16 protein-coding genes and 2 pseudogenes are annotated in these 18,675 nt (G+C 68.5%); 7 read left to right on the top strand and 11 right to left on the bottom strand.

The features are described 5' to 3' along the window. Positions 1-596 precede the first annotated feature (596 nt). From V1460_RS17535 to V1460_RS17525, 3 genes are all read left to right on the top strand, one after another. Positions 597-1,115 carry a hypothetical protein gene (locus tag V1460_RS17535; protein ID WP_338674614.1) on the top strand — a complete coding sequence of 173 codons (519 nt, stop codon included), beginning with the start codon at positions 597-599 and terminating at the stop codon, positions 1,113-1,115. Between the two features lie 141 nt (positions 1,116-1,256). Next, positions 1,257-1,520: a hypothetical protein gene (locus tag V1460_RS17530; RefSeq protein ID WP_338674613.1), complete on the top strand. Its 264-nt coding sequence runs from the start codon at positions 1,257-1,259 to the stop codon at positions 1,518-1,520. Positions 1,521-1,650: 130 nt separating this feature from the next. After that, a complete protein-coding gene (locus tag V1460_RS17525) occupies positions 1,651-3,498 on the top strand; it encodes a hypothetical protein (protein ID WP_338674612.1) in 1,848 nt (615 codons plus the stop codon). 220 nt (positions 3,499-3,718) lie between these two features. Here V1460_RS17525 and V1460_RS17520 read toward each other — a convergent pair whose 3' ends face one another. From V1460_RS17520 to V1460_RS17505, 4 genes and pseudogenes are all read right to left on the bottom strand, one after another. After that, the gene (locus tag V1460_RS17520) at positions 3,719-4,495 is read right to left on the bottom strand and encodes a hypothetical protein (protein ID WP_338674611.1); all 777 of its coding nucleotides are present in this window, start codon (positions 4,493-4,495) and stop codon (positions 3,719-3,721) included. A 313-nt stretch (positions 4,496-4,808) separates the two neighbouring features. Next, positions 4,809-5,567, bottom strand: coding sequence for an IS6 family transposase (locus V1460_RS17515; protein ID WP_338678080.1), 759 nt, complete (start codon positions 5,565-5,567; stop codon positions 4,809-4,811). 36 nt (positions 5,568-5,603) lie between these two features. Next, a pseudogene (locus tag V1460_RS17510) lies at positions 5,604-5,798 on the bottom strand (transposase); the annotation flags it as partial. 237 nt (positions 5,799-6,035) lie between these two features. Continuing rightward, positions 6,036-7,073 (bottom strand): PP2C family protein-serine/threonine phosphatase, encoded by a 1,038-nt coding sequence (locus tag V1460_RS17505; protein WP_338674610.1) that lies wholly within the window; start codon positions 7,071-7,073, stop codon positions 6,036-6,038. 279 nt (positions 7,074-7,352) lie between these two features. On the opposite strand from V1460_RS17505, the gene V1460_RS17500 reads away from it, so the two are divergent. From V1460_RS17500 to V1460_RS36400, 3 genes are all read left to right on the top strand, one after another. Next, a complete protein-coding gene (locus V1460_RS17500; RefSeq protein ID WP_338674609.1) occupies positions 7,353-7,706 on the top strand; it encodes a transposase in 354 nt (117 codons plus the stop codon). 625 nt (positions 7,707-8,331) lie between these two features. Beyond that, complete coding sequence (gene ltrA, locus V1460_RS17495) at positions 8,332-9,759, top strand: group II intron reverse transcriptase/maturase (protein WP_338674608.1); 1,428 nt, start codon at positions 8,332-8,334, stop codon at positions 9,757-9,759. A 387-nt stretch (positions 9,760-10,146) separates the two neighbouring features. Continuing rightward, positions 10,147-10,764 (top strand): DUF6233 domain-containing protein, encoded by a 618-nt coding sequence (locus V1460_RS36400; RefSeq protein ID WP_407077475.1) that lies wholly within the window; start codon positions 10,147-10,149, stop codon positions 10,762-10,764. Positions 10,765-10,909: 145 nt separating this feature from the next. On the opposite strand, the gene V1460_RS17490 is transcribed toward V1460_RS36400, so the two are convergent. From V1460_RS17490 to V1460_RS17475, 4 genes and pseudogenes are all read right to left on the bottom strand, one after another. Then, on the bottom strand, positions 10,910-12,331 hold the full coding sequence (locus V1460_RS17490; RefSeq protein ID WP_338674607.1) for an endonuclease domain-containing protein: 1,422 nt from the start codon (positions 12,329-12,331) through the stop codon (positions 10,910-10,912). A gap of 547 nt (positions 12,332-12,878) precedes the next feature. After that, the gene (locus tag V1460_RS17485) at positions 12,879-14,102 is read right to left on the bottom strand and encodes an IS110 family transposase (RefSeq protein ID WP_338678079.1); all 1,224 of its coding nucleotides are present in this window, start codon (positions 14,100-14,102) and stop codon (positions 12,879-12,881) included. Between the two features lie 9 nt (positions 14,103-14,111). After that, positions 14,112-14,648: pseudogene (locus V1460_RS17480) on the bottom strand (MAB_1171c family putative transporter); the annotation flags it as partial. Next, a complete protein-coding gene (locus tag V1460_RS17475) occupies positions 14,605-14,883 on the bottom strand; it encodes a transposase (protein ID WP_338678078.1) in 279 nt (92 codons plus the stop codon). The pseudogene V1460_RS17480 and the gene V1460_RS17475, both read right to left, overlap by 44 nt. On the opposite strand from V1460_RS17475, the gene V1460_RS17470 reads away from it, so the two are divergent. Continuing rightward, positions 14,882-16,113 (top strand): IS3 family transposase gene (locus V1460_RS17470; protein ID WP_407077412.1). Its coding sequence is split into 2 segments (ribosomal slippage): positions 14,882-15,205 and positions 15,208-16,113, totalling 1,230 coding nucleotides; the frame shifts between segments, so codons are not numbered across the junction. The two genes, V1460_RS17475 and V1460_RS17470, sit on opposite strands and share 2 nt — an antisense overlap. Positions 16,114-16,470: 357 nt before the next feature. Here the strand turns inward: V1460_RS17470 and V1460_RS17465 are convergent. The 3 genes from V1460_RS17465 to V1460_RS17455 are packed head-to-tail and all read right to left on the bottom strand — an operon-like array spanning position 16,471 to position 18,637. After that, positions 16,471-17,007 (bottom strand): hypothetical protein, encoded by a 537-nt coding sequence (locus tag V1460_RS17465; protein ID WP_338674606.1) that lies wholly within the window; start codon positions 17,005-17,007, stop codon positions 16,471-16,473. After that, the gene (locus V1460_RS17460; protein WP_338674605.1) at positions 17,004-17,708 is read right to left on the bottom strand and encodes a hypothetical protein; all 705 of its coding nucleotides are present in this window, start codon (positions 17,706-17,708) and stop codon (positions 17,004-17,006) included. The genes V1460_RS17465 and V1460_RS17460 overlap by 4 nt, the downstream gene beginning before the upstream one ends. Then, positions 17,705-18,637 (bottom strand): hypothetical protein, encoded by a 933-nt coding sequence (locus V1460_RS17455; RefSeq protein WP_338674604.1) that lies wholly within the window; start codon positions 18,635-18,637, stop codon positions 17,705-17,707. Before V1460_RS17455 ends, V1460_RS17460 begins: the two co-directional genes overlap by 4 nt. Positions 18,638-18,675 lie beyond the last annotated feature (38 nt).

The raw sequence follows: 18,675 nt of genomic DNA, 5'->3' as shown, positions 1-18,675 counted from the left end.
CGTGTGCGCATCCGCCGACGGCCGTTGGCCCGACCCTCGGCAGCCACAGCCGGAGCACGGCTCTCGTCGTCGTCTTCGTCCTTGCACTCCTCGTCACCCGTCATCAGTGTCCTCAACGTCGTAAGGCTCCGCGGCACGCCCGTGACCGTAGTGCACTGCAACCGGACTAAATCGACCATGAGTTCACCGACCGGGCGCGTGCTTAGGAGCGCGTACTGGCACCCACCGGAAACGGTTCGACGGGCACTGCCAGATCCTTCTCCGGATCACGGATACGCAGAGATCAACCTCCTTGCACCAAGCCAGCCAGCCAACTTGTCACCACCGACCGCGCCCGCAGCCACGCCCTATGACCCACCCTCGCTCCCCCAAGCCTCCAGACCACCCTGACCAGCGCAGACTCGCTCCGCCTGATCCACCCGGCAATAGAGAATCCTTCGACGATCACCGGATTCCGGAACGATCACTGAGCTCGCACTTCAGGGGCTCTTGGGCTCTTGAACCTGCACGGAAACCCCAGCTCAGATCAATCCGCCACGACGGCTCGGGATCCTGCGACGATCACTAGATCAGCAGCTCAACGCATCACTCATGCAGTGATCCTTCGTGGATTTGTCACAGGCTGGCTCCAAGGCGATGCCGAGCGGGTACTTCAGCATCTGGTCGCGGACGGGTGGCTGCGTCTGCCCGGCACCATTGCCGAGGTGATGGCCTCCCGGTCCGAGGACCCCACCGCCATCACCGTCTCCACCCTCCTGCCCGAGCGGCCCCGCCCGTTCGGCTTCGGCAAGACCACCCGCGCGAGGATCTCCGGCTGGGCCCAGAAAGTCGTGGGCGACCGGAAGATCCGCAAGAAGAAGCTGGGTGCCACCGCCCGGCTCCTGGCCCTGTACACCGCCGCCCACGCCCGTCCCGACGGACGCCTCGGACACCCCGAGGACGGCGGGCTGCTCCTGGACCAGGTCGCCGCGTTCTGCGTCTTGACCCCCGATCAGGTTGGCGAGCACTCCGGGCTGCTGGTCGCCGCCGACTGGCTCACCGAAGCCGACACCGCCGGGGGACGGCTGCGCGGACAGCTCACCGAGCGCATCCTGCCACTGGGCGGGCTGCTGTAACCCGCCCCGCCCACCGTGCCGGCGGCCTCGCGTACCGCCACCCCGGGTGCGCGCACACAGCAGCGGCATCGGGACCGTCCGGAGCATGGGATCTGCTCAGGCCGGGTGACCACCACACGCCCCGCATCGGAGGTATGACCTATGTCAGGACCGGATCTGCCGCCGGCGACCGCGCCGATGACCGTGGAAGCGCTGATAGAGCGGTGGCCGACGGGGGCCGAGAAGGTGGAACTCATCCACGGAGTGATGGTCTTCGCCGGCCATTTCGACGAACGGGACCTCGAGACGGCCCGGCGCACCTATCCCGGCCGTCGCCCTGTCATCAACGCCGACGGCGGCCTGGAGATCCATCCGACCGGTCCCGGCCAGCCCGTCCCGCTCCTGGGCGATCCGCACCACCGCTGAGTCGCCCCGTCGTCCCGGTGGCCGATTGCACCGTGGCAGGGAACCGGCCAGGTGCGCTCCGGGGCCGTCACCCATACGGCTGAGGGTCGTTTCCGGTGTGGACCACCACATCGGATGCCAAGGAGGCCCAGTGGACCCGTCGTTTGTGCTCGAGCGGCTCGAATTCCAGCGGGGCGACGTCTGGTACGCCCGCTATTTCAGGGGCATGGTGACCTTCCTCGTGGGCCACTCCAAGGCCGGAAAGTCCACCGCGCTGGAAGCGCTGCTCTACCCGCTGGGCCTTCTCACGGCAACCGTCATGCCGGAGGTCCGCGGCTGCCAGCAGGTCCGGCTGATCTTCCGGGTTGCCGGAACCCGCTGGCAGGCCACCCGTAGCGGGTCGAACCCGCGGGCACGGGTGTCCTTGAAGAACCTCGACGACACCAGCGAGATCGAGCATCTGCTGCCGGTCGCGAGCGCGAAGGCCGGGGAGATGACGGCCGGCGCCTTCGTCCAGGACCTGCTCGGCCTGCCCCAGGCGGTCCGCGGGGCCACGCGTGTCACCCTGGACGACTTCTACAGCACCGTCATGGCGCTGCGGCAGAACACCATCGCCTCGGAGTTCCTCGGCGGAGGAAGGGACGAGGCGAGAATCCTTGCCCTGGAGGTGCTGCTGGGCCTGTGGAACGAGAACCTCGCCGGGCTGGAGAAGAACGCTTCGGAGACCGCGTCCCGGTACCGGGCGGCACGGTCCGCTCTGGCGGCGTTCAAGAAGCTGCGGGACAGCGGCGCTCTGGCCGATCCGGCCAGCGTCCGCGCCGCGTACGAGCAGAAGCAGCGCGAGCACCGCGCGGCGGCGCAGCGGTGGCAGGAGGCTGATGCGGCACTGAAGGTAGCCGTCGGGGAGCGCGGGCGGCTCGTCGCCCTGCACCAGGCGGCCGAAGTCCAGCGCAGGAAGACCGCCAAACAGGCTGTCGCCGCCCACACCAAGGTGAACGGCGCCACCGCCGAGCACGCGCGCGCCGAGGGCGAACTCGCCACCCTGCTGAAGCCCGCGCCGCAGGACTGCACCTGTTGCGGACAGCCCCTCCCCGACCGGGAGCCGGGCCTGTGCCGCCAATGCGGTCAGAGCCACGACGGCGTCGAAGACCGGCGCGAGCAGCAGATCGCCGCGGCCCGTGCGAAGGTGGACCGGCTCCTGCTCAAGCTGCGGGGCCTTCAGGAGGCGGCGGCTGCCGCCGCCGACCAGGCTGCCGAGGCGGATATGGCGGCCGCGGCCGCGCTCGCCGCCCGCGACACCTACGACGAGGGCCATCTCCAGCCCGCCCGCAAGGCCGCGCAACAGGCCGAGAAGGAGGCCCACGGCCTGAGCCGCGACGTCGCCCAGCTCAAGGAACGCCTGGAGTCGGCCGACTACATCAGCGCCCAGGAGCAGGTCATCAAGACGGCCAAGGAACAGATGGACGCGGCACAGGCCGCCCGGGACGCCGCAGTCACCGCCCACGACGTGCGCCGCAAGGAAGTCACCGGCCGCTGGTCAGAGTTCTTCCTTGCCCGGCTGAAGCAGATCAACCCCGACATCGAGACCGCCCACATCGACCCCGCCGACTTCACCACCCGCGTCAAGGAACAGCACACAGCCGACAAGACCTTCGCCGAGAGCTCAGTCGCCGGAAGCCCCAAGGTGGCCACCAACGTCGCGCTACTGCTGGCCCTGCGCGATCTCGGCCGCGTCGACCGCGACGTCCGAGTGCCGCCGCTGATGGTCATCGACTCGCCGCTGGCCGGCCTCGGAGCCAAGGGCCTGGACCACGACACCGGCCTACGCCTGATCGACACCCTCATCGACATCGCCGACGACCCCTCCCCCGACGGCTACGCCTGCCAGGTCATCGCCGCCACCAACGACCCCCTCCCCCGCCCCTATCCCGACGTGCGCGAAATCCGCATCGACACCGACAACCGCTTCTTCGACCACGCCCCACGCCGCGACAACTGACCATCTGTGCCCTGCACTTTCGTAGAAGAGCCCAGGGCGGCCGCCAGCCGTCGCCACGCCCAGATGGCCGACGCCCGCAGCGGCGCCACCGCCTGGAAAGGTGCAGCCGCGGGCCCGCCATGGGGCCCTCACCCGCCTCGCGGACGTACAACGAGGTCGGCACCCTTCCCGCCCGCTCGGCTGAAAGATGGTTGACGGGCTGAGCAGCCCGCCGTGGCTTTCAGCGGCGGGCTGCCTCGTGCAGGTGCTGGCGCAGCTGTGCGCGCAACTGCGCCAGGGGGGCGCTCGCGCCGAGCCTCCGCAGGAAGTCGGCGGCATCCCAGGTGATCAGGCCCCCCTGGCGGGAGAGGTACAGGCCGACCTGGTCGATGCCGAACTCGTCGTCGTAGTCCAGCAGGAGGTATCCGGCGAGCTGGTAGGTCTCCTCGCGGCCCAAGCGGCGGGGATCCTTGGTGGCTTTGCAGTCCAGCAGCAGGCCGCCGAGGATGTAGTCGGCGTCGGCACCGCCGATGTCACCGCTGCCGGCGAAGACCGGACCGCACACGCGGGCCCTTTGCGGTAGAGCCCGGAAGGCGGCGAACGGTCCCTCGGCGAGCCGCATCTGCTGGCCGATGTCGCACGCGACGTACTCGGGGACCGCCACGGTGAGGTCGTCCAGGGTCGTGGCGGGGGTGGCAGAGTTGAGCATGCTGAAGCGGCGGATCTCACCGGTGCGGGCGATGTCCTCGAAGAAGCCGGCAACGAAGCACAGCCGGATGAGCGCGTCCTCGTCCAGGCTGCCGGGGTCGGCGAGGTAGGCATCGACGGTGGCCAGCAGCTCCCGGCCTGCCGTGTGCAGTGCCTTGCGGGCCCCACGCGCCGGTGCGCCTCGCAGCGGTCCGGTCTCGTCAAGGAACATGACACCTGCGACAACGGCCAGTCCGAGCCGCCCGCCGAGGCTGAGACGGAGGCGGTAGTCGACGGCGTGCCCGAGGGCCGACCAGTTCGGGTACTGCACGTCGATCGGCGGCGCCGCATTCTGCGGACGCGGGGCCGTCTTCGGTGTAGACGGTGATGAGCCAGTCGCAGTGCTCGTCGTTCTCCGGCCCTGAGCTCATGGCTCTGTCCCTTCTGCGGGCTGTTGCCCGTCGCGTTGGTGGTTTCCGGTGGTTGGCGGCTGCCACTGCCGCCGTGAGAGGTGGTGCGCAGGGCCGGAGGGCGGTTGTTCGCCGCCCTCCGGCGGGGCCCTATCGGGGGCGTTGTCACGTTGTCGGGTGCGTGAGCGTCTGATGGTGTGTCGGGGTGTGGTGGGGCTGGTTTTCGGGTCCGGGTCAGGCTGTGGTGGGCAGGCTGGCTGTGCCGGTGATGTGGTCCCAGAGGGTGAGGCGGAGGGTCATCTCGAAGCGGTACCGAGCGGCGGTCAGGAGGTGGCGTCGGGGCCGGAGGTGGGGTGAGATGCCGCTGAACGCGGACAGGAACCGTTGGGCTGCGCGGACGCTACGGAAGCCTTTCATCGCACGTTCACGTTGCCTCGTTGGCTGATGGGAGTTCTCGGCCCGGTTGTTCAGCCCCTTGTGCGAGCGGTGCTCCACCGACGGCATCACCTCGCGGTGGGCCGCGCCGTAGGAGCGGAGCTTGTCGGTCACGATCACCCTCGGCACCGACCGGGTCCTCTTCATCAGCTTCCGGAAGAAACGCCTGGCCGCGGCCTTGTCGCGGTGGCTCTGGACCAAGACGTCCAGGACGTTGCCGTCCTGGTCCACCGCCCGCCACAAGTACTTCTGCTCGCCGTTGATCTTGACGAACACCTCGTCCAGATGCCATTTATCGCCCGGCCTGGGGCGGCGTCGGCGCAGTGCGTCGGCATAGGACTGCCCGAACTTCCGGCACCACCGCCGCACCGTCTCGTAGGAGACGACGACGCCGCGCCGGAGCAGCATCTCCTCGACCTCGCGGAAGCTGAGCGGGAACCGGGAGTACAACCACACACAGTGCGAGATGATCTCCACCGGGTACCGGTGGCCCTTGTACGACGGCGGCGTGCTCCCCACGCGCGATCCCCTCCCGAGCGTGATCAACCCGAAGATCATCTCACGCCACCAACCAACGTGACAGCGCCCTCTGGGGACCTGCACCGTCACGGCGCCGACCTCCGTCATGACCTTCTTGGCCCGGTAGCCGTTGCGCATGTTGCCGCCTGAGCGGGACCCGCGCCCGCCGACGCGGCCGGCCTCCGCGGCCAGGTGCTCGTCCATCTCGGCTTCCAGGGCGGCCTGCATCAGGTGCTGGGCCAGCTCGGGCAGCAGCCCGCCCTCGCCCATCAGCCGCAGCCCTTCCCCGCGGACCTTCTCGGCCGCGAGCGCGGCGAGCTCCTCCAGCAGCTCGCTGGACAGACCGTTCGGCGACATCGGCATCGACTTCACGTCGGCACCCTGAACACTGCTGTCGGCCACGGCAAGCGACACGCTGCCGGAGGTCTCGATCCGGTGATCCATCGTCGTACTCATCAGGTGACTCCTTCGTGGAGGCTCACACCTGATTCATGACACTCCCCCGAATTATGCGGAACCCGGGTCGGGACGGTAAACGAGGAGCATTGCCGCATCGTCCGCCAGGCGGCCGGCGGTGTGGCGGATCAATCCGCGGTGTAGTTGTTCCAGGAACTCGTGTGGGGTGCAGGTGTGCACCGCTTCCATGGCCTCGGGCAGGGCGAAGAAGTCGTTGTTGTCAGGGTTGCGGGCTTCGATCACGCCGTCGGTGTGCAGCAGCAGACGGTCGCCGGGTGCGAACGGATAGCTCTCCGCCTTGACGGGAGGACCGGGGCAGAGGTCTTCCAGGCCGAGGGGCGGCAGTGGCGAGGGAGGCATCAGGGCATGAACCTTGCCCTGGCTCAGTACCAGCGGAGGCGGATGGCCGCGGTTGACCACCTGGACCTCGGGTGTGTCGGACACCTGGGCTACGAGCGCGGTGACGAAACCCTCCAGCAGAGTTTCCTGATCGACCGCACCCGGCACGGCGCGCTCCTGTCGCAGCGCAGCCGCGCAGTGGTTCATCACCTCCGAGAGTTCCTCCTCGTATTGCGCGGTCACCCGGAAGGCGCTCAGCACGGCTGCGGCCGCGCGCACGGCAGGCAGTCCCTTGCCCCGGACGTCCCCCACGATCAGCCGGACCCCGTACCGGGTCTGCACAGCCTCGTACAGATCACCGCCAATCTGCGCCCCCGTCTCAGCCGCGAGGTACATGCTGGCCGCCCGCACCGGGCCCAGCCGGGCGGGTACCGGACGCAAGATGGCCTCCTGCGCTGCCACGGCGATCCGACGGACCTGGTCGAGCTCGCTCTGCCTGCGCGTACGTACAGCATTACTCATCGTGACACTGGCCAGGGACACCAGGAACAGACTCACAATGTTGCTGTAGTACGCCTGGTCATAGGCGGGGGACATCAGGTCGGTGACCAGGGCGAGAGCCGCTACGGAGAGAATGCCCTTCGGGCCCATCGTCAACGCGGCCACCGCCGGCATCGCGGTGAGAAAAGTGCCGGTGACCAGAAATTGTGCAGGTGAAAGCTCGATGCCCAGCGCGACCAAGACGACCACGAACGGCACGCACTGCGTGACTCGGAAAAGGGCCCGACTGTGACCGCCCAGGCCTGGCGGAGGGGCCGCGCGAAAGAGTGATCGCATGGATACAGCCTGCCTGGCTGAAACTGAGTGTTCTACTCACCGCTCTCGTGGCCTCCCTGGATATCCGGGAACCCATCACCGACAGCCCCTACCGCGCCGGTCAAGTACAGCGCTCAGGCCCGCCAGCTCCACCGCTGATCTGACCATCCCCTCGTAGCGTGGAGCCCGTGATTGCAGGGGAAGTTGGGATTCATGGGGTCCAAGAAGAAGCCGCCGTACGACGCCGATTTCCGTGAAGGTGCGGTGCGCATCGTGGTCGAGACCGGGAGGCCGGCCGGGGAGGTCGCCGAGGAGCTCGGCATCAACCCGGGCACCTTGCACAGCTGGGTGTCGCGGTGGCGGCGCAACGGGACGACGTCCTCGGACCGGCCCGTACAACCGACAGCCGCCAGTGGCGGTGGCGGTCGAGTCGTCGCAGGACCCCGGGCGGCCAAGCTCCATAAACCATCCAAGTGGCACAGCGTGATGTCAGCCATACCCCGGGTCCCCGGGTCCGCCGATCTTACGAGTGGCCGGCTCAGACCCGAGAAGAAAGGTAGGGCGTGATGTGTGCAAGCGATGCATGGGTGCGCCACGAAGTTCTGTGTGACCGAGTGGTGGTGCAAGACCACCGCCGCCGGGCCGTCGCAGCGGTCCGGTAGAAGCTGGGGGCAGTCCGACCCGGGGGACGCCGGGGAGGGCGGGAAGCAGCCCCGACAACGACGGGACGCGCCGGTACTGCCAGACGGTGCGGGTCCGGCAAGCGAGGCCAGAAGGTGTACGTGAGGAACCTGCGGTTAAAGCTCCGTAAGCGTTGTACCGGCTCCAACCTGGTGGATCTGGGCCGGGAAGCAGTACGCGGCTGCCCTACATGCGGGCCGCCGACTCCGGAATCCGAGAAGTATTCGGGTCCGGTGGCCGTGCCGAAGGACTGCGGCGTAGGCACGGCGAGGCTGTCGGGGCAAAGCAGGGCACCCATCCTGGCCGATCGGCACACAGGGAACGTGGGAACCATCCGAGACCGCCCCCGCACCGTTCTTCCAGGCCGGAAGTGGGGGCAGGCCCGTCGCCGGCTGGTGGTCTCGTGGTGGGGCGGAGGACCCGTAGTAGTCCGAGCGCGCGAGAGGCGCGTACATGGCGAAGGGGTCCAGCAAGTCGGCAGTGCGGAAGCTGGAATGCCAGGAGGTCGTTGGTGAATACCGACGAGCTGGAGGAGGTCGCGTATGTGGCCGAACGCCGGGTACTGAAGATCCAGGCCAAGCTGCACCGTTGGGCGGCGGAGGATCCTCTCCGCCGGTTTGATGACCTGCACAATCTCGTCTGCGACCCGGCCTTCCTGCTTGCAGGGTGGATGCGGGTACGGAGCAACAAGGGTGCGCACACGGCCGGAGTGGACGGCGTGACCGCCCATTACATCGAGGACGTGCGCGGGCTGGAAGGCTTCCTTGCGGAGCTGCGGGCCGAGTTGAAGGCCCGTACTTTCCGGCCCCTGCCGGTGCGGCAGCGTGGGATCCCCAAGGCGGGCGGCAAGGTCCGCTACCTGGGGATCAACACGATCCGTGACCGGGTGGTCCAGGCGTCCTTGAAGCTGGTCCTGGAGCCGATCTTCGAGGCGGATTTCCTCCCGTGTTCCTACGGGTTCCGCCCCAGGCGCCGGGCTCATGACGCGATCGCCGAGAGTCACTACCTGGCCTCCCGCTCTTATGAGTGGGTGGTCGAGGGCGACATCGAGGCGTGCTTCGACAACATCGGACACGCACCCGTGCTGGAACGGATGCGGGCTCGGGTCGGGGACAAGCGCGTGATGGACCTGGTGAAGGCGTTCATCAAGGCCGGGATCCTCACCGAGGATTCGGGACTGAAGGAGTCCAGGGCCGGTGCACCACAAGGCGGGATCTTGTCGCCCGTGATTTCCAATATCGCGCTGTCCGTGCTGGACGAGGCGATCGCGGAGGGACCTGGCGGACCGAAGTCGACTCCAAGCCGCAGATCTCACCGGCGGGCGACGGGAAGACCCAACTACCGGATCTGCCGGTACGCGGACGACTTTCTGGTGCTCGTCGCTGGGACCCGTGAGGATGCGATTGCCATCCGCGCCTGGGTTGCTGAGGTGCTCTCCCCGATGGGCCTGCGCCTGTCGCCGGAGAAGACGAAGATCACGCACATCGACGAGGGGCTGGACTTCCTCGGCTGGCGTCTCCAGCGCCACCGGAAGAAGGGCAGTGACCGGTACTACGTCTACACCTATCCGTCCAAGAAGGCGCTCGCGTCGGTCAAGGACAAGGTGAGAGACGTGTGCCGACAGGACACCAATTTGCCGCTGGAGGTCCTGCTGCACCGCCTCAACCGGGTGCTGCGGGGCTGGACCGCCTACTTCCGCTTCGGCGTCTCGCACGCCACCTTCCGATACCTGCGTCATTTCGTCTGGCAGCGGGTCATCAAGTGGCTGCGAAGGAAGTTCCGCCGGAGCAACTGGAAGGACCTGCGCCGCCGCTACTGCGGTGGACGCTGGTGGCCCGTCACGGAGGAGGTGCGACTGTTCGACCCCGCGAGGGTGAAGACCGTCCGCTACCTCTACCGGGGAACGAAGATCCCCACTCCGTGGCCCAGCACCGGCTGAGAAACACCGTCCAACCGGGCTTGTGGAGCGCCCGTTGCTCGGGAACGGGCACGGCGGGTGCGGAGGGCGGCCCGGGGAAACGGGCTGGTCGCAAGGCCAGTACCGCGTCCCGGGCCGACCCTACCCCTCTGGGTGAAGTGACCGAGAACGCTCCGGAGGCAGTGGTCGCCTTCATCGGTAACCAGAGGGTCGGGCATGGCGTCCCGCACCGGGTGTCCTGCCGGGTGGTCGTGATGGGCGTCGCCGTCACCGCCGCGCTCGCGGCCGGCTACCTGCTCGGGCGTCTACCCGCCGTGGTGACGTCTGCGCGGCACATGCGGCCACTTCAGCTCCCCACCGTGGGTGTTCCGATCTTACGAATGACCGGGATCAGCCCGAGATCAAGGTATGGACATCATGAGCACCCGACGACCGGTCAGGACTCGGCATGATGGCGGCAGACAATGTCGCGAAGGACAGGAATGTAGAGCGGTGACCGGGGAGCAAAGAGAGGACAATCGCGGTGCGGCGCCGATCATGGTCACGCTGCCGGGCGGTCATGAGATCCGGGCGCGGCTTCATGCCCGGCGCCAGACGAAAGACGGCTGGCGGTACCAGGTGGGAGTCCTCATATGGCAGGACGCCGTTGATGGCGGTGTGGAACCGGTCGAGCACCGAGCCTGGGTGAGCCCCACGCACGCGCGCCCCGTCCCGGGCATCTCCTACGAACACGTGCCCACCCTCCGTGCGTCCGAGATAGGCAGTAATCCGCCGCGCAAAGACCAGCCAGCCTGGACAGTCCAGCACCTGCCCCACCGCCCCGGCCACCCAGGCGCCACCCTCATCCACGTCATCGGCTGCACACCCAGCACCCAGACGCTCGACCGGGAACAAGCCCTCACCGCACTCCACCAGCCCCGCGCAGCGGCATGCAGAGAATGCGGAGCGGCCGGATCCCTCACCGACCGCAAAGAGCCCCCCGGCCAAGAGACACAGGCACCGACACCCCCACGCATCCCAGACTGAGCCGCCAACTACCTACCTACGACCAACGAGAAAGAAGACAGGGAACCCTGAACGCCGAGCAACACGAGTGACGACGCGGACGCAGACCGAGAAGAGCCCGCCCGCCGGCCGTCACCAGAACAGCATGGTGAACGCGCGGACGGCGTCAGGCAGTGCTCCCAGCAGGACCGGCAGGACTCGAACTGTGGTCAGACGCTGTCGGGCCTCCCACTGAGAACAGCGCCAGGCCCTCGCTGCTGGTGTCCGCGATGACTGGCCGGGACCGGGTGGGGAGGCCGTCCAGGCGGTCGGGTCCGGCCGCGGCGGCCACGGCAGGAGCGGTCTCGGCCAGCCACGTACCGAACCGCTCGGCGGCTTCGCGGTAGGGGACCCTTGCCAGGACACGGTGCTCGCCGGAGGGGCAGAAGTCGACGGCGACCGTGAGTAGGCAGGAACGGGGCGCGTTGTGACTGCCCGTCCAGGACACGCGGAGCACGCCGCAGGGTTTGCGCGCGCGGGAGCCGCAGGGGTCGCGGTGGGTCGGGCGCAGTGATCGGCAGGCTGTGTGGGCGGTCCAGGCGGCGAGATGCGGCAGCGGCAGAGTGGTGCGGGCGCGGCAGCCGGGGCAGCGGTGCCAGTGGCAGAGCCAGTCGGCGGTGTGGGTGTCAAAGAGGCGTGTGTAGTGGTCAGCCACGCGGATGTCGTTGCCGTACAGGTGGTCGGGGCGTTCCTGCGTGTTGCAGGAGTGGCAGACGGGGGCGCGGACGTAGCCGTGCTCGTGGCAGTGGTCGAGGACGGCGGCGGGTGCGGTGCGGCAGACGGCGCACGTCCACCCGGCCACCTTGCGGGACATGCCCGGTTTCCTGCTGAGTGCGGAGTACAAGTGGCCTTGCAGTTCCCCGTTGTAGGGGCGCAGTGGGACGGTCGGGTCGTCGGGGCCCGCTGTCTGCCGACCGCCAACAGCGGGTCGGGCCTGCCCCCGGCGGGAAGGCGGCTCGGTGACGGCTGCGCTTTCCTGGCGGGTCCGCGCAGCCTGCAGCCACTGCGCTTCGGCGTGCTCGGCCGCGTCCAGCAGCTTGACCACGGCGCGCGGCAGCCACCATGTCCGCGCCGTATCGTCACGGGCTCGTTCCACGAGCAGCCGCCGCCAGTCGATCCCCGCCAGATGGTACGGCCGGCCGCCTTCACCTCGTGCTGCCCGCTCGGGGGCACCCGGCTCCTGCAGTTCCCGGGTGATGCACCGCCGCCACCCCAGCGTCATCCCCTCCATGTGTTCCTGCTTCGGCGCGCCACGGAACGGACCGATGCGGACCAGATCCCGGCGGTCCATCTCCACCGCGTTCAGTTCCGCTGCCGCCCGGCGCACCTCAACTTCCGGAACACCCCATGAGCCACCGTTTGCCTGCGCTGTCGCCACCACACAGCCGCCGAGCAGGACGTACCCCGCCCGGGCGTCGGCAGGAGAACAGGTCAACGCCGCAGACACCGTCGGCACAGCGCCGCCGGCCGTCAAGCCAGCCCACAGAGCATCCGCGACGCCCAAAGTGATCAGGCCGCCCCTGCACCCCGGGATGACACGCTCTGACATACCGACAGGCTAACGACCGGCACCAACGCACCGATAGTCGGTGATCGACACGCTGCTGGAGCAGAACGGCTACGTACCCGGACAGCATCCGTCCCGTATCTCAGCAGTGGTGGCTTCGTTGCCCAGTCGACGCGTGCATGATTCCGTCCTCCGCGGAAGCGCGCCGAGGGCCCCTGCCGCGCCCGGCCAGGGGCCCTCACCCCACACCGCTACTCACCAGTGCTCAGCCGCACGGGCACACAGACGCGCCATGAATCCCGTACGCTCAACGCGCGCCTCGCGGCCTTCCGGCCCCGACCGCCGCCGGGGATCACGCCTAGACCCAGCGGACGAGCCCGTCGCTCAGTTGGAGGCGGGGCCCTATCTGTTTCGTCAACCCCGGTGGGGTCGGCTTGTAGGGGTTGATCCTGGTTTTCGGGAACGTCCCGCGCAGCGGGGCGTTCCCGGCGGATCGGGTGGCTGATGGGCAGCCCGGTGGCCGGCAGGACCAGTGGTCGTGCCGGTGCGTGGGTGTGATGGGGCCTGGTGGGCAGGGGCGGTGAAGCCGTCAGGCGGCGAGGTCGACGTCGTCGGGGACGCGTGGTTCGTAGAGGGCGCCGGTGCGGATCATCGCGTGGATGACGTTCACGCGCTGGCGGGCCAGGCGGAGGATCGCCTGGGTGTGGGTCTTGCCGTGTGCGCGTTGCCGGTCGTAGTAGATCCGGGAGGACGGGTCGCTCTTGCAGCCGATCGCGGCGAACGCGGCCTGGAACAGGGCCCGTTTGAGAAGCCGGTAGCCGCGGTGGGGCGCGTGCTCGCCGCGGATCGAGGTGCCCGAGGACTTCGTGGCCGGGGCCAGACCGGCGTAGGACGCCAGATGCCCGGCGGTCGGGAAGGTGGTGCCGTCGCCGATCGCGACGATCACGGCCGCCGTGGTCCTGACGCCCAGGCCGGGCAGCGACGTCAGGAGGTGGAAAAGAGGGAGGGCCTCCAGCAGGGCGGCGATCTCCTGCTCGGCCTGCCCGCGCTGGGCGTGGGCGGCGCCGAGCCGGGCGGCCAGACCGGGGATGATCAGCGCGGACGTCTCGGTGCCCGGGACGACGAGGGTCTGCTCGTCCAGCGCCTCGAAGATCTCGGTGGTGAGGTGGTGGGCCTTGCGCGAGCCGTGTGCCTTGAGCAGGGCCTCGACCCGGGCCCGCCCCAGCTTCCTGATCTTCGCAGGAGAGCCGTGCCGCTGAAGGAGGGCCTGGACGTAGGGGTAGGCCAGGCGCTTGCCCAGGACCCGCTCCAGGGAGGGGTGGATCTGGGAGAGCAGGCCGCGCAGCCGGTTGGTGGTGCGGTTGACCTCGCCGGCCAGGTCGTTGTCGTAGCCGGTGAGCATGGTCAGTGCGGCCAGCGTCTCGTCGTCCCGGTCGATCGCGCGCAGGGTGTGCGGCATCGTGCGGGCCGTCTCGGCGATCACGAAGGCATCGCGAGCGTCGGTCTTCGCCTCACCGGGATACAGGTCGGCGGCCCGCCGCATCGACAGCCCGGGCAGGTAGGCCACCCGGCAGCCCGCCGCGCGGGCCACCGTCAGCGGCAGCGCACCGATGTTGGCGACCTGGTCCACGATCACCAGAACCGTGCCGAACTTCGCCACCAGCTTGCTGAACAGCTCCAACAACTTCGGCTCGGTGTTCGGCAGGCGCTTGTCGTGCACGGTTCTGCCGTCCCCGGTGCGGCCGTGGGCGTGGTGGAACTCCTTGCCCAGGCCCAGACCGAGGAAGAGATCTATCGCGGTCGTGTCGACCATGCTCAGCAGGCCCAGCCCGAGATGTCGGGACGCCCTGCGCGCATAGAGCAGAGCCCACAGGCCGGAGACAAGATAGGCATAGACGAAGTAGGCGTTGCCGACCAGATAGAACGAGGCGATGGCTGGATGTGCCATGTCCGGAGTGTTCAAGGAGTGGCCGCGCAACCCTGCTGGTGTGGCGATCATGGAGAGGGCCAAGACAATCAGGACACCGGCGAGCAGGCTGGTATTGATCCGCAGGTGCCGACGGTATCCGGCCTCCGTGCCGCGCATGGCGGAGACGAAGACCAGGGCGAGGGCGAAGAGGCCGGACATGTAGAGGCCGTTGAACGCCACCTTGCCGAGGCCGACTGCCGTGGCTCTGTCGATCGCCTCGTTGATCTCGGGCAGGCTCAGGAGCTCCCCGGCCATCAATAGCACGAGCGAGGCGACAAGGAAGCGCAGCACTCGGTTGTGGGGGGCGCGCATCAGGTCTGTGCCCTTCCATAACGGGTCTTCGAATTTAGTGGGGGTGCGCCTGCCGTCGGCTCCGGCGGGTGGTCGCACAGCGTGAGCGTAGGCGCTGGTTGGCGCGGTTGCGGAAGCCGAAGGCGTTACGCGCTTCGAGCTTGATGAGGCGGTTGTTGCCTTCGGAGGCGGCGTTGGTGATGCCGGTGGTCAGGTAGGTCTCGATGCCGTCCCACCACTGCTCGATGGTCTCGGCGAGGGTGGGACCTGTCCCCGAGTGGTGGACACCTCTGAGCCCGGCCCCGCCAGGGGCCGGGTAGGAGGCATCTTTTATGGTGATGAAGGTCTACTCGCCCGAGTTCAAGGCGGACGCTGTCGCGCTGTACCTGTCGGACCCGAGCCACACCTTCGAGGGCATCGGCAAAGATCTGGGGATCAGCCGCGAGACGCTGCGTAACTGGGTGCGGGCCGAACGGGCCCGCCGCGGCGGGGGCAGCACGACGAGCACGGAGAAGAGCACGGTGGATTCCCCGCCGACGGCCGAGGAGCTTCAGGCCGAGAACGAGGCCCTGCGCCGGGAGCTGGCGGCAGCCCGCAAGGAGATGCAGAAACTCGCCACCGAACGGGACATTCTCCGCAAGGCGACGAAGTTTTTCGCACAAGAGATGACCTGGTGACCAGCCGCTTCCAGTTCATCGAGGACCACCACCGCGCCTGGAGCGTGAAGCGGTTGTGTCACGTGCTGGAGGTCGCCCGCTCCAGCTTCTACAAGTGGCGGGCGGGCCGCCAGGCCCGTGCCGCGCGTGAGCGGGCCGATACCGCGCTCGCGATGCGGATCAGGGCCGTGCACACCGAATGGGACGGCACCTACGGCCGCCCCCGCATCACCGCCGAGCTCCGAGACGAAGGCGAGCCGGTGAACCACAAGCGCGTCGGACGGGTCATGCGGAAGTTCGGCATCGCCGGGCTGCGGCTGCGCAAGCGGCAGGTCACCACGGTGCCCGAGCCGTCCGCCACCCGAGTGCCGGACCTGCTGGGGCGTGACTTCACCGCGAGTGCGCCGAACACCAAGTACGTCGGGGACATCACCTACCTGCCGGTGGGCGACGGCGAGTTCCTGTATCTGGCGACGGTGATCGACTGCTTCTCACGCCGCCTGGTGGGCTGGTCGCTCGCCGACCACATGCGCACCTCGCTCGTCACCGACGCACTCCGGGCCGCCGAAGCGACCCGCGGCAGCCTGGCCGGCGCCGTCTTCCACAGCGATCACGGAGCCCAGTACACGTCCCGCGAATTCGCCCATTTCTGCACAGAGTTGGGAGTGCGGCAGTCCATGGGCGCGATCGGTACGAGCGCGGACAACGCACTCGCCGAGTCGTTCAACGCCGCCCTCAAACGCGAGACGCTCCGTGGCGCCCGCCGCTTCGACGGAGCCCACGACTGCCGCCTGACGGTCTTCCGCTGGACCACCCGCTACAACACCCGGCGACGGCACTCGGCGAACGAACAAAAGGCACCGAACGTCTACGAACAGCAGTCAGCTACCCTGACACTCGCTGCATAACAACACGAACAGGTGTCCACTCCGCGGGGTCAAGGCCCCTCCACGGACGTCACCAGCATGGCACTCCCCTCCAAGGGCCACGTTGCCCTTGTGTGATCCGCGCAGCGTGGGGGCCTGTGCCAGACGGGACAGGTGCGACCGCGCGATGTGGCTAATCAGCCAGTATGAATCCCGCCTCCGACAGTCACGGCCGGTTTCTGCCCGCCGGCCTGTGCTGCCCACGAAGCCGCCCCACCGTGCGGGAGCACGTGCGGGGCGGCTCAGGAGGGAGTCGTTGCAGGCGGCGAGGCCCGTGTCCTGTTGCTGGTGTCCGAGATCTCGCCAGGCTCGACGTCGCTGAGCAGGTGGGCGGTCGTGCTACGCGACTGCCGCGGCGAACTTCACCGACGGGATGCCAGAGCCCACGGGGAGCTCAGCGAGGGGACGACGGGGGAGGCCGGAGACGATCCACAGGCGCATGATGTCGTGGGTGACCAGCTGCCCGGAGCCCGTTCCGTCCTCGTTGAGGATGTCGACCCTCAGCAGCACCCGTTCCCCGGATTCCCCCAGCGTCCAGAGATCCAGGAAGTACGGGCGTCGGCACGTGCGGAGGTTGCGGCGCTGGTTCTTCCACCGGAAGCTCACGATGCCGTCGGCGAAGGCGGTCAGCAGGAGGGCGCCAGATGCGTAGGCGGAGCGGCCGTCCCAGATCCACACCATGTGGCCGTGGTCCAGTTCGCGCCCCATGATCTTCGTCGGGGACATGCTCGCGTGCTGGATCTCCACCACGCATCCGTCGGCCGCGATCAGGTCGGCGATGTGGTTTCCGCGCCGCTGTTCGCGCTGGGACGCCGGCACCATGAGCTTCCAGTAGTCGTGCCACTGGGTCGAGGAGTAGATGAGGGGGAGGTTCATACCGCTCCCGCCAGGGTCTCCAGGTCGGCCTCGCTCATGCCCAGTTCCGCGGCGCCGATACCCATCGCGGCCAGTGCGTCCAGCCCGATCTTGGGGTTCTCCTTGATGCGCTCGTGAGCGCGCTGGAGAGCGTGGAGCTGGTTCTCCAGTTCCTTGTACTGGCCTGCGAGGATCTTGCGGAACTCCCGGCTGTCCTTCTCCTGCTGGCGCAGGTGCTTCTGGTTGGACTTGATGGCGAGGAGTTGCTTGGTCACCTCCACGATGCGGGCGTGTACCAGGTCGGCGGGCAGGAACGAGCGCTGCCCGGGGATGCTGGCCTCCCCGTCGGTCCCGGTGCCGCAGCCGCCGGCGCGGCCGGGCACCGTTCCGCCGCCGCAGAGTCCCGGAATCGGCGGCGTCGTCCCGCCGGGTTCCTTCGTGCCGCCGGCCGTGCCGCCTCCCCCGGCAGGGGGTGTATCGGGGCCGCTGTGCGCGAAGCGGACCATCAGGTCATGGTCCAGCGCTCCGAGGACGGGGCCGAAGACGACTTTGAAGTACTCGATCGCGGGCAGCTCGCCAGCCTGGACCGCGTCGAGCATGAGGTCCATGAACTCGCCGGTCCGCCGGTTCTTGTCACTGTGCTGCGCGAACAGCGAGCCGTAGTTGTCCGTGATCCACTGACGGGTCACAACCGACAGTGAGTTGAGGCGCGAGGCGGTCACCGCACACCTGCCTGTCCGGACGTCCGGGCCGAGTGCAGCCGCTGCGCCCAGTGCACGACGCCCTCACAGGCCTTCTCCAGGTCGTTGAGCATGTCCTCGTCGGCGATGTTGATGATCTGCTCGGGGTGCATCTCGACCAGGCCGTACAGCAGGTTCACCCGGCGCCGGAACTGCAGGACCAGCCGCTCGTCGGTCTCCTCGGGGGCAGAAGCGCTCTCCCTGTTGCCGGTCACCTGGGCCACCTGGGCGAGACTGTCGCGGATCTTCAGCTCCGCCATCGGATCGGCCGCGAAGGCCTCTACGAGGAACGCCGGTTCCATCACGCTCGCCATCACCGCCGACCTGACGTCGGGGCGGTCGAGCTGTTCCACGATCTTCTCGGCGGTCATCGCGGAGGCCGAGTTCGGAATCGGCCGCGCGCCGATCGCTGCGCGGAACTCCTGCGCCGTCACACGGCGGCGGCCAGGCTCCTGGAGCATCCGCAGCAGGATCTCCCAGCGGTCCTGGCGCCGTCGCGCGCGCCCCTCCCTCCCAAGCGCGTTCTCGGCCTCCCGGGTCTCCTTCGGCAGGGAGAACCCCAAAGCGGCCTCGCGGACGACTGAGTAGGAGACCGTGACGTCGGACTCGGCCAGCACCTGCCTGAGCGCGCTGTCACATCCTGCGGCCACGCCCCGGTACTCACGGGCCATCTCGGCGGTCATACCGATGTCCGCAGCGAACGCCCTGATCAGCTCGCGGGAGCCGTTGGAGGGCTCCTCGTTGCCCATCGGCGCGACGTCGAGCAGGAGGTCTCCGATCTCCAGACGCGTCCGTTGCTTCTCGCTCGTCAGGAGATCATCACGCGCTACGAGCTTCCGGCCGAGTTCCACCTGCTCAGAGGAGTACGCCAGTTCTGTTTCACGAGCACAGGGCTCGATCCAATCCGTCATGGCCCGGAACGTAGAGCGCGCCTCCGACAATTCCGGGG

The sequence above is a fragment of the Streptomyces sp. SCSIO 30461 genome, from assembly GCF_037023745.1.
GTDB lineage: Bacteria > Actinomycetota > Actinomycetes > Streptomycetales > Streptomycetaceae > Streptomyces.
The sequence above is the reverse complement of the archived record's forward strand: the minus strand, read 5'-3'. Positions and strand labels throughout refer to the sequence as shown.